The organism is Arthrobacter sp. P1_H7 (assembly GCF_056405215.1).
Genome location: NZ_JBFUCO010000025.1, coordinates 42,943 through 54,455 on the forward strand (window position 1 = coordinate 42,943; position 11,513 = coordinate 54,455).

At 62.8% G+C, this 11,513-nt stretch carries 8 protein-coding genes and 1 pseudogene; 4 read left to right on the top strand and 5 right to left on the bottom strand.

All coding sequences use genetic code 11. The annotated features are described in order from the left end of the window. Window positions 1–59: 59 nt before the first annotated feature. The 3 genes from AC1DXI_RS19555 to AC1DXI_RS19565 form a co-directional block, all read right to left on the bottom strand. Complete coding sequence (locus tag AC1DXI_RS19555; RefSeq protein WP_476939975.1) at window positions 60–227, bottom strand: MerR family transcriptional regulator; 168 nt, start codon at window positions 225–227, stop codon at window positions 60–62. Between the two features lie 56 nt (window positions 228–283). Beyond that, window positions 284–742 (bottom strand): hypothetical protein, encoded by a 459-nt coding sequence (locus AC1DXI_RS19560; RefSeq protein WP_476939976.1) that lies wholly within the window; start codon window positions 740–742, stop codon window positions 284–286. Between the two features lie 1,009 nt (window positions 743–1,751). Further along, on the bottom strand, window positions 1,752–2,507 hold the full coding sequence (locus AC1DXI_RS19565; RefSeq protein ID WP_476939977.1) for an SDR family NAD(P)-dependent oxidoreductase: 756 nt from the start codon (window positions 2,505–2,507) through the stop codon (window positions 1,752–1,754). A 283-nt stretch (window positions 2,508–2,790) separates the two neighbouring features. On the opposite strand from AC1DXI_RS19565, the gene AC1DXI_RS19570 reads away from it, so the two are divergent. The 4 genes and pseudogenes from AC1DXI_RS19570 to AC1DXI_RS19585 all read left to right on the top strand — a co-directional run bounded on the left by AC1DXI_RS19570 (window position 2,791) and on the right by AC1DXI_RS19585 (window position 6,459). Beyond that, window positions 2,791–3,513: an HNH endonuclease family protein gene (locus AC1DXI_RS19570; RefSeq protein WP_476939978.1), complete on the top strand. Its 723-nt coding sequence runs from the start codon at window positions 2,791–2,793 to the stop codon at window positions 3,511–3,513. Between the two features lie 105 nt (window positions 3,514–3,618). After that, window positions 3,619–4,550: pseudogene (locus tag AC1DXI_RS19575) on the top strand (ABC transporter ATP-binding protein). 6 nt (window positions 4,551–4,556) lie between these two features. Continuing rightward, complete coding sequence (locus AC1DXI_RS19580) at window positions 4,557–5,870, top strand: ABC transporter permease (RefSeq protein WP_476939979.1); 1,314 nt, start codon at window positions 4,557–4,559, stop codon at window positions 5,868–5,870. Window positions 5,871–6,081: 211 nt separating this feature from the next. Then, window positions 6,082–6,459 carry a hypothetical protein gene (locus AC1DXI_RS19585; protein WP_476939980.1) on the top strand — a complete coding sequence of 126 codons (378 nt, stop codon included), beginning with the start codon at window positions 6,082–6,084 and terminating at the stop codon, window positions 6,457–6,459. 211 nt (window positions 6,460–6,670) lie between these two features. On the opposite strand, the gene AC1DXI_RS19590 is transcribed toward AC1DXI_RS19585, so the two are convergent. Beyond that, window positions 6,671–8,566, bottom strand: coding sequence for a S8 family serine peptidase (locus tag AC1DXI_RS19590; RefSeq protein ID WP_476939981.1), 1,896 nt, complete (start codon window positions 8,564–8,566; stop codon window positions 6,671–6,673). An 874-nt stretch (window positions 8,567–9,440) separates the two neighbouring features. Further along, complete coding sequence (locus AC1DXI_RS19595; RefSeq protein WP_476939982.1) at window positions 9,441–11,339, bottom strand: hypothetical protein; 1,899 nt, start codon at window positions 11,337–11,339, stop codon at window positions 9,441–9,443. Between the last annotated feature and the right edge of the window lie 174 nt (window positions 11,340–11,513).

Here is an 11,513-nt window from a genome sequence, read left to right on the forward strand (position 1 = left end):
ACAGAAAAGAGGCTCCGTCATCAGACCCCAGACCGCTGGAAACTAGGAAAATACCGCCTCTACCCAAGAACATCAGCAAGACAACCGCGTCTGCCGACTTGGAAACCCTTCATCTCCCCTGCTTTGAGCAACGCACTAACCTGGTCGCCTGCATTGAGTTCTTCGGCGACTTGGTCAATGGTCAAGAGGCGGTCCTCCTGCGATGGGCGGCCGGTCATGCTGTCCATGGTTGGAATATGCCTTCCGCTCGAAATCTGTAATGGGCTGGATGATGTGCCATCCGTCAGTCGAGAGCGGCTTCAAGGTCGTCAACTTCCCCAATGTACCGAAGTTGTCGAAGCAAGCCTCCTAGCTCGGCTAGATCGCCTGGCAAAGTGACCACACATTTCGCGGCCTGACGAACGGCATCAACGTTTATATTGGCCCGGTACTCCCGTCGCATAAACTCCTTGAATGCTTCGCCGACTCGCTTCCTGGTCCTGAACGCGGCCTTATATGCCTGCCAATCGTCTGCGTCCAGATTGAAATGACTCGGCGCCAGATAATCGAGGATGTCCGGTTGGGAAAGTCCAAAGGTGGTGATTCGGTTGAGCCTTCCAACTTGTATTGCCCGCCTGCCGGGCTCGGACAGTGCGCGTTCTTCCTTCGTGGCGGACTTCACTTCGAGTTCAGCGAGAGCTCTCTCGGACAGCCGGGAGTCTTTATCTGTGAAGGCAGCAACGGCTCTCTGCCAAATCGCCATCACCCGCGCTTGGAAAACTACAACTTATCGGGGCGTTAAGGGCGTCAAATAGGAACTGCATATCGGGTGACGCGGCGGCATTGTCCGTGCCGCGCGTGACATAGACTCTCGCGCCAGAGGTTTGCATGTCCTCCGCGAGAAACTATCACTGTTCGAGTTTAGTGGTTGTTCTACGCTCCGCCCGGCCGCCTCGCGGGGATGCATCACCCGTCAAGTACTCAAGCCAGCGCGCTTTCACAGCACGATGTCGCTCCCAACGAGCCGGTTCCGCTGAAACGCGACCCATCGTCCAGCTAGAGTGCGATCTTCTAGCCGATGCCCTGCTCCGTGATCGGCTCTGCCAGACCAATTTCAACGAGGGTCGCGCCACCGGTTCCTTCCCGTAGACGAGCCGCCTCACCCAGTGGACTTGCGCTCCACGAAGTGGACACCATCGCCATCGTGATCGGCCCATCGGCCTCCCCTGCCTCTAACGGCAGAGGGTGACAATATCCCGTGGCGAAGTGTCGTATCTGCAGGACTTCGCCCTCATAACAGCCGTTGCGCTCGCTCACGGCCAGAGAGCGGACTTGCAGGCCCTACGACTTGCGGGCAACGGCAACGGCACCGACGACAGCGACATCAAAGGTGGACTTTGGTAATTGGTCCACCTGAAACACCCGAGTCGAGCGTCATTACCGGCGCATAGAGAGGACCTCCGACCTCAGGATTGTCCCATTCATAGACGAGAGCCACACGACGTTGCCAGACTGGTCGCCGGTGGCCCCATTGCCGGCCTGCCGCTCAAATGTCTCGTCCACAGAAGCGGGCCCGGCACATAGATAGCGGGCACGTGTCATGTGGCAGGGATTCCGGCCGGCGGAATGGCTCCGCCCGACGGGCACAGCGGGATTCCGGCGGGCAGCTGCCGCGCCGACTCGGGCTGCGTCCTGATCCGCCGATGGCTTCCAAAATTCATCGGCGGATCGGGGCGTAGTACCCACAAGCCGCCCGCTCGCAGCGGTGAGGTTTAGACGGCCGTGTAGCCGCCGTCGACGAGGACGTAGGAGCCGGTCATGAAACTGGCCTTGTCGGACAGGAGGAACGTGGCGACGCTGGCGACCTCATCGGGTTGTCCCAGGCGGCCAAGCGGATGCTTTGCCTCGAGCCCGGTGACGACTTCCTTCGGTGCAGCGGCCAGCAGCGGCGTGTCGATATAGCCGGGGCCGATCGCGTTGACGCGCAGCCCCTGGGCCCCATATTCAGCCGCAGCGTTCTTGGTCAGGCCCACGACGCCGTGCTTGGCCGCGGTGTATGCGGCGTTGCCAGGAGCGGCGACGGTGCCGTGGATCGACGCCATGTTCACGATGGCACCGTTGGCGGCGCCGGCGGCAAGGATGGCCGGGACCTGGTAGCGCATCCCGTAGAGGACTCCGCTCAAGTTGATGGAGATGACCCGGTCCCAGTCGTCAATGTCGACGTCCCCGACAGGAGCGTTGGCGCCGCCGATCCCTGCGTTGTTGACGGCATAGTTGAGGGCGCCATAGGTCCCGACCGCGAATTCGACGGCCTTCTTGCTGTCCTCGGCCACCGCCGTGTTGGCCTGGAATGGAACCGCGGTGCCGCCTGCGGCCGTGATCTCGTTGGCGACGCGCGTGGCACCGTCGAGGTTGAGGTCGACGACAACGACGTTGACACCGTTCCTGGCCAGGTCTTTGCTGATCGCTTCCCCGAGTCCGGAGCCTCCGCCGGTGACGAGTGCGGTCTTGCCTTCGAAGCTACCCATGATTCCTCCTCGTACGCGGGATCGGTCCCGCAGGTTTCCGTGGTGCGCTGGTTGAGCCACGCTTTTGGGCCAACCGGGTTCGAGGAGGAAACATTCCGTAGGTTTGCACGAACCGCCCAGATTCGTGCCAACTCCTCCGGCCTGGGCCTCCTGGTTACCGGGTGCGTCGCCGGCACTGATGGCGTCCGCGCCTTGGGCCGCCTATGCTCGCCCCAGGCAGCCGTGTGCGACTATTGCTTCACGCCGTCCTTGGGCGTCACTTTCATTGAGTATGGGGGGAACCATGAAGGTCCATCGCTCCAGCCAGGTCCGCGCCGCAGCCGTACCGGCACTGAAATCCAGGCGGTTGTCTACGCTGAGGCGGGCGGCCGGTGTATCGGTGGTTGCGGCAGGCCTGTTGCTGACCGGCCTTGCCGTTCCGGCTGAAGCGGCAACCGTGTACAAGGCTCCGCTGCGGACTGCCGTGCGCGGACTCGTTGTCGCGGCCGAGGTCAACGCCGGCTATGACCGGGACCGCTATTTCGGCGCCTGGCGGGATACCAACGGGGATTGCCAGAACACGCGGCAGGAAGTCCTGGTCCAGGAATCCAGGGCTGCCGTGTCCTATACGAGCCGCGGCTGCACGGCCAGCACCGGACGCTGGGTGACCTCGTGGGACAACCGAGTCAACACCTCCGCATCGACGGTGCAGATCGACCATACGGTCCCGGTTCATGAGGCCTGGGGATCCGGGGCAAGGTACTGGTCCCAGGCCCGGCGCGTGGCCTTCTACAACGACCTCGGCGACACCCGCACCCTGGGCGCCCAGACGTCCGCTCTCAACTCCTCCAAGCAGGCCAGCGGCCCGGAGACGTGGATGCCGCCGAAGAACCGCTGCGCGTACATCGGCCAGTGGGTGGCGGTGAAGATCCGCTGGGGCCTGCGCGTCGACAGCGCAGAGAAGGCGGCACTGATCCGCTACGCAGACTCCTGCCCCAACGTCACCCTCACGGTTACCCGCGCCTAATCGTCAGACGGCCTTCACCGCAGCTCTGTCGATCACGCCTGATTGTGCAACAGGCCGTTGCCCAATCGCCGCCCACACCGGCAGTACGCCGGTTAGAGTGTTGCCATGACGCTGGGGGGTGCGGCCGCGGAGCCGCTTGTACACATCAAAGATTTCCGGATGGACTTCGGGGACACGACGGTCATCAGGGACCTGTCCTTCGATGTCCGGGCAGGGGAAACGTTCGGTTTCCTGGGCAGCAACGGATCCGGGAAAACCACGACGCTCCGGGCCCTGCTGGGGATCTACCAGCCCACCGCGGGGACCCTGCACATCGGGAGCAAACCCTTCGCCCCGCAGGACGGGGCCCGGCTCGGGTACCTGCCCGAGGAACGTGGCCTGTACAAGAAAGAGTCCTTCCTGGACGTGATGGTCTATTTCGGCCGGCTCAAGGGCCTCGACAAGGCACGTGCCAAGGCCTGGTCCCGGGAGTACCTGGAACGGGTGGACCTGGCCGACAAGGCCACCACCCGGCTGGATAAGCTCTCCGGCGGGCAGCAGCAGAAAATCCAGCTCGGCGTGACCATCATGAACGACCCCGACTGCTGATCCTGGACGAGCCGACCAAGGGCTTCGACCCGGTCAACCGGCGGCTGCTGATGGACATCATCGAGGAACAGAAATTCGCCGGCGCAACCGTGATCATGGTCACCCACCAGATGGAGGAAGTCGAACGTCTTTGTGACCGGGTGATCCTGCTCAAAGACGGGACCTCCCGCGCCTACGGCACCGTCGCCGAGGTCCAGGAACAATTCGGCGGAACCGTCTACCGGCTCACCTACACCGGGACTCTGCCCTCCTCGGCCCTGTATGACATCGTCAGTGCCGGTGGCGGGCAGGCCGAGCTCTCCCCCAAACCCGGCGGCGACGAATCCACGGTCCTGCGCGAGCTGATCGGCCACGGCGTCGCCGTGAAGTCCTTCACCACCGCCATGACGTCCCTGGACGAGGTCTTCATCAAGGTCTACGGCGAATCCCACGACATGGCGGAGGCATAGAACCCCATGACACAGAAAACATCCACGCAGCTCCCCTCCCCCGCCCCGACGCCGGCCATCCCGCCGCCCACGCCGAAGCGCCCCTTTGCCGGTCACAACCTCGGCACCGTCGTCGGGTTCGAATTCACCCGCACCGTGAAAAAGCGCCGCTTCTGGATCGCGACCCTGGCCATACCGGTAGTGATGGCGATCGTGTTCGCGCTCATCTACCTCAGCAACTCCTCCACCGCGGCCAGCGCCGACGCCCAGAAGACCGCGGCCATGTCCTTCACCTACACGGACGCCTCCGGACTCATCGCCCCGGCGATCGCCACCGCCATGGGCGGCCGGCCGGCCACCGATCCGGACAAAGCGCTGCAGGACGTCAAAGACGGCGCAACCGACGCCTACTTCGCCTACCCCGCCGACATCGCCACCCAGCCGGTCAAGGTCTACGGGCAGGACCAGGGGATCTTCGACAACGGCAAGTACGACGCCGTCGCCAAGCAGCTCCTCACCGCCTCAGCCCAGGCCACGATCGGCTCACCGCAACGGATGGCCGCGGCCAGCGGCGACGTCAAGACCGAATCCCAGACCGTCATGGACGGCCAGCCCGCCGGCGGCATCGGATCCGCCGTCCCGCCGCTGATGTTCCTGCTGATCTTCTACGTCTCGATCATTCTGCTCTCCAACCAGATGCTCAACAGCACCCTGGAAGAGAAAGAAAACCGGGTCACCGAAATGATCCTCACCACCCTGAACCCGACCACCCTGATCATCGGCAAGGTCATCGCCCTGTTCATGGTCGGCCTGGTCCAGATCCTGGTCTTCCTCACCCCCATCGCCGTCGGATACGCCTTCTTCCGCGACAAACTCGCCATGCCCGACCTGGACCTCTCGACCCTGACTTTCGAGCCCGGCACGATGCTTGTCGGGGCACTGCTGCTGCTCGGCGGCTTCACCGTCTTCACCGGAGTCCTGGTCGCGATCGGCGCCGTCATGCCCACCGCCAAAGACGCCGGCACGATCTTCGGGCCCCTGATGGCGCTGATCTTCGTCCCCTTCTACGCCATGACCCTCATCATCTCGGACCCGCACGCACCCATCGTGCAGATCTTCACCTACTTCCCGCTCTCCGCCCCCGTCACCGCCCTGCTCCGCAACGGCTTCGGCACCCTCACCCCGCTCGAAGCAACCATCGTCATCGCCGAACTCTTCATCATCGGAATCCTCATCCTCCGACTCGCCGTGCACCTCTTCCGCTACGGATCCATCCAATACTCGGGCAAACTCTCCATCGCCGGCACCTTCCGCAAACGCGCCAAACCCACCAGTAAATGACCCCGCCCCGCCGGCACACGTCGGTCTTCGACGGAACACTCTCAAACCGGGCCCACCGGCGGCTAAAGACACTGGTCATCAGCGATGAACAGCAGCAGGCCGGCCGCGACAGCGGCAGATCCGGTCGGCAGTTTTCAGTTTCAGCCGGCTCCTTCAAGCCTGCGGATTCCTCAGCACCGCCAACACCCTCACCACCCTGAAAACCAATGGTGTGCTGACCCACCTCGGCGGGCCCGTGGGAACCGACCTCCTGGCCGTTCTCTGCCTAGCCGCCGCATGGTCCCTGTTCCTCGGCGCAGCCAGGCTCCTCATCCCCAAGGCTTTGACCCCGTTCAGGCCGCCCTGGCTGCGGACCGCAGCGACGCCCATCCTCGGGACGCTGACCGCAGATGCCCTGACCGCATTCTCCTTCTTCGGGGCGTTTATGACGATCGCGGCCGACACGACGCACCGCTCCGTCCACTCCCCCGACTTCGCCCAGAGGCTCCTCATCGTCGACAGCAAAGGATGTCAGTGGCTGGTTCGACCCTGCACCTCAGAGAATAAGAGCTCACGTCGGTCCGAGGACCGGCCAGGGCTGGGTAGATAAGTCCTCCGAGGGTGACTTCCCCATCAGCATCAGGTACTACGTTTAGACTCCAATGCCGACGGAGGGGCAGGTTCTGGACCCATAATCCGCTTCATCAGTTCCTCTGGGTGCCCGTTCCGGACGCCGTGTAGTCAGCATGGCCGGAGACCGGAGTAGTCGAGTCCGCACGCATGGCGGCACTGGATCGCGTCGCCAGCCTGCCCGCAACCGTCTAGTCGTGCCCGATACGCTGCGCGCCCCGCTCGATTGTCTCCTTTCCGGCTTGCAGTAGTGCCTGGCGCGCCTCCGGGTCAGCGACCCCCTCGGCTAGTTGAGTCACCGCGAGCCCGAGCAGCACGTCCCGCTTCTCCGGTGCCAGAACGTTCCAGCCGGGATCGACCGGAACCGGCCCCCCACCGTGGGGCAGCACCACCCCGGCTCCGCCCCCTGTCAAACCAAGCAGAATCTGCACCGAGATTGCATACGCCCAGCTCGGCCGCTCCAGCAGGTAGGTCGTGTACCTGTCGCGGGCATTGCGGAGCGCGGCAGCTGCATCAATTCGGCCGTATCCCATCTCCTCGTGCCATGTCCCATTGGGATGCCCGGTCGTCGTCGTGTAACCGTAGCCACCCACCTTGGCTGCGGTCTGTTCGATGAGATTCCGCACCAGGTCGTTGGTCTGGAGCCCGGGTGGGATATTGACCGGTTTCTGGAGCAACGCGACGAGGAGCCCGGCGAGACCGGCGACGTGTGGTGCCGCGGCCGATGTTCCAAAGAAGTCGCCGTACCCGCCGCCGTTTGCGGTCGTCCACGGGATCACCCCGGGCGCAACAACGCTCAGCTCCGGCCCGTATTTGCCTCCCCAGGGATGTGTCTCCCCGGCCGCCGGCCGCTTGCGCTGATCGCCCTGGTCAGAGGCCCCCACGGCGATGACCCTGTGGTGGCTGGCAGGGTATTCGACCACCCCGGGGTTGTTGCAGCCGGCATTGGTGAAGCAGTTTCCCGACGCCGCAACGAGCACCAGTCCTGCGGCATGCGCATTATTCAGTGCGATCCCCACGTCGACGTTGGGTGGATTCCACGTCCAGCTCATGCTGATGACATGGGCGCCATGTGTTCGGGCCCAATCGATGGCTCTCACAATGCTCATCAGGGACGTGATGCGGAATTTGTCGTCACCATTCGTATCGATGTAATGGTCGAGCAGACGGATCGGCATGATGGAACAGTTCCACCCGACACCTGCCACGCCTTGGGTGTTGTTTGTTTCGGCGGCGGCCACCCCGGCACAGAGGGTGCCGTGACCGCCAACATCGTTGGGGGCGCCGGTCCCGGCGATCACGTCCCGCCGGTCGGCCTGGGGGACGTATTTACTCGAGAGATCGGGGTGCGTCAGATCGCACCCCGAGTCAATGATGGCGATGACGACGCTCGAACTGCCCTGTGAAATGTCCCAGGCAGCTGGTGCCCCGATCCGGTCAAGATTCCACTGACTGGGAAAGCGAAAGTCGTCCGGGGTCGTTCCGCTGGCGGCGGGATTGAGCTGGATCCAGTCAGGGCCGGCGTACCGAACCAGCGGGGACCGGGCGAGGTCGCCCGCAACCACGATGATGTCCCGTGTCTCGGCGGATCGAAGCTGCACCTGGTAGAGGTTACCCTCGCGCGGATCCGGTGCCGAAACGACCACCTCCAGGCCCAGCGCCGAGACAAAGTCCGCGATCTCCTCCCCGGTAGCCCGCGGGATGAACCGGATCAGCAGCCGGTCGGCGAAGCTGGCTCCAGTGACGGCGGGCAACAGGTCACTGCGGTGGTACACAGGGTTCGCGACCCGTACCCGCTTGTCCGCACCCAGCGCCGCCACGAGGGAAGTGACGTCCTCATCGCCACCAGACTTGAGCCAGCTTCCGCGGCCGGGTTCCGCATTGCGTTCCTGCTCAGAGGAGATCTCGGGCGAGTCCTGCATTGTTTGAAGCCGATACTCCGTGAGGAGAGCTTCGATCTCCGGTAGCGAAAGGGCAGCCGAAAACTCGACGTAGATCTGGTCCAGGGTTCGAGTCATGGTGACCCCGCCGGCCGAGATCTCCCGCGGATAGGCTGATGAGTTTGGTGGCGTTGCAGAGTCGGCCATGGCGGCCCTCCTAGGGCTGAGGCCCGGCAAGGCCAAGCCGTTCGATGGTATGCGGTCCTGATGGGTGGCTGGACCTTAGCAAGGTTCTAGGACCTCCCGCAATGAGTCGCGCTAACTCATGCGAACATCCGCGTACGGCGAGACCATTACTGGCTCAATTTCTCAAAGCAGTGCAGCACCAGGGCTGTTATTAACCACGTCGTCAAACGGATTACCCTTCAGGTTTGCCACGTACCGCTGTCAGTTCCACCGCCCGTAAGCCTCACCCCTGCAAGCTGCAGAATCTCCCGCATGTACCTCAGCATCCCGCCAGTCGGAACCAAGACCTCTCGGTCATGCCGCGGCGGTTTGAGAGGCACAGTCATGGGCAATACATGACTGACCATCTTGCCTTGGATTGGGTAGCCGAGTCACGTACACGCTTTTTGGAACGTGTCCCATCGGGGGCGCGGCAAATCTGGCCACGCGACAACGTGTCATGCGGGGCGAGATTAACACCCAAAGAGACCATGGCTTCGCTTGGACGTTGACATTTCAGGTGAAGTGGTCAGAACCTCCCCTATCCAGACCAGCGCGTGTGCTCCGTCCACGCTTGCAACAGATAACCGCGAATCGGCGCGAACTCGTGCTCTCCGTAACGGCCCGTGACGCCCGGCGTTCGGTCGGCAGCAACCATTTGCTCCTCGGCGAAGTGCTCGTAATGACCCGGGACTAACCACGAGCCGGGACGAGGTACCGACAGCTCAACGCCACGGGGTAGCGAAAGTTCGCTCGGGACATCCCGCTTTGCTTGGGCATACGGCTCGCTAGGAGCTGGGACACCAAGCTTCGGCCAGGCACTGCAGCGAGGTGGCTGCTCAGTTTCGTGTCAGCTTTATGGATCGGCAGGAAGGTTCAGGAACGAAAGCAGATTGCCGTCCTGGTCCAGACAGTCGAGCAGGTCGCGATGCGGAATGTCATCGACGTCGTACCGGTATCGGCGGATCAGGACGTCACGCATCGCATACTCGCCAGGCGCTTCGTGTCGTCCCCGCAGATCCCATCGACGTGCTACTGAAACCGTTTGAATGGCGGCGTGCATGTTGACCTGGTCGTCGCCAAACTCGGACAGGGGGATTTCCGGGGACAGAGCTGTCTCTGGTTCTCGTGCAAGTTCCATTGCTCGCCTCGGACCGTCAACTCCGATCCGCATCCCGGCATGCTTCATCCGCCAGTTCATTGCGATGTTCACGAAGGAGACTAGAATCTGCCAGTCGAGCCATCCCTCATGGCGCAGCCGCAGGATGGTAGCCCGGCCAGCTTGATCGGATAGAAGTCGCGGGAGCGTTATCCGCAAGGCGTCGTTGGCGACTTCGTACCGTTCGCGGATGGCCCGAAGCGACTCAGCTCGATCGTAACCCGGTCCCATGGCGGTGGACGGCGAGAGATGTTCAATTTCGGCGGGATTGAAGGACTCGGACGATGATGGCCTGCGGGCGCTGGCGCAGAGGGCGTAATGGTCTGCGTCTAGCAGGGCTGCAGTCTCCTCGTAAGGACGCCCAATGGACACCTTGTGGACGATGCCACCTTTGAAGAGCGGTTCCAGGAGGTCTTGGAGCTCGCCGGGCGGGCGGATGTGGACAGTGTGGAGCAACTGGTAGCACAGGGCAAGAACCCGCGAGGTTCGCGCTTCGGGCTCTGTCAGCGAGCTCGAGAGGACGACCTCGGCGAAAATCTCAGGTTGTGACTCGTCAATGTCAATCTGGTCGCCTTGCCCACCCGTCTGGGGTTTCACGTCGACAACTATGCGGACGGTGCTGCGGATCAGGACCGGACTCATCGACGCGATGTCGGCCAAGAGGATTTGCAAGGTGGCTACGAAGCCTTCAGCCGCCAAAACAGTTTGCCGATTGTTTTTGAACTCGATGATCCAGCGGACGCCAAGGGCCTGGAAGTCGACAACTCGTCTGTCGCCAACGTCGCCGAAGACCGGGCCTGCGAGTTGATCGCCGGCTTTGGCCTGAAATTCGTCTTCCGTCAGCTGAAACCGGGAGTCGCCGTACTCGACCACTTCGACAAGTTGCTTGTACCATTCCGTCGTCGGATGAGCGGCTTCGACGAGCGACTCGAGTTCGGGCCAATAGGTGCGAATCGCAGCCAGTTCCAACGTTGCATTTGTGCGGTGTGCCGCGAGCTCCGGGTGAATGTCGTCGTTGAACGGATCAACGAGCAGTTGAGCGCGGGCGAGAAGCGCGATCTCGGTCAGCCCGGCAGCGTCGACCCAGGTACCGGCATGCTGAGAGTACGCGGCTGCTTCCAGCAGGGCCTTGGGGACGTGCGCCTTCACATCAGCGTCTTCGCTCTGGAGAGCCAGTGCAGCCGCAGTGCATGTGTACAACTTTGCCGCATACATGAGGCCAAGATTGGCGTACAACTTACCCAGATAGCGCATTGTAAGGATCGAGCCGTAGATGGTGTCACCGTTGAACCACTTCACCTTAGCGATGTGCAGCTCGGCCAGTGCCTTCAACGGCTGGCCGGCACGAACAAATGCCATCCCACGGTCTCGGCACCGTTGGGCAATGGCTGCGTCGCCCTGTACCTCGGCTTGCGCGAGATCTAGTTTGTCACGGACCTTCTCGTAACCCGGGTAGTTGGAAACAACCGGCGCGAACAGCGTGAACACACGGGCCAGAACACTGGATGAGTATGCTCGAGCCCGCGGGAGCAGGTCCACCACCTGCTCCAGGCACGTCATTGCGGCACCGACATCAAAGAAATAGGACTCGGGCATGGTGGTGACGTCGACTGCAACCTCATCTAGCTGGCTATAGGTCGTGTCAAGTGCATGCCCCGGGCATGACGGTTCGCCCCGTGTGTCTGGCGGGCGTTCTGAGGTGTTTGTGGAGGCGGCGGTTTGGTGGCTGGGCCGGTGTGGTTCCGGGGGCGCCCACGCTGACTTATGCGA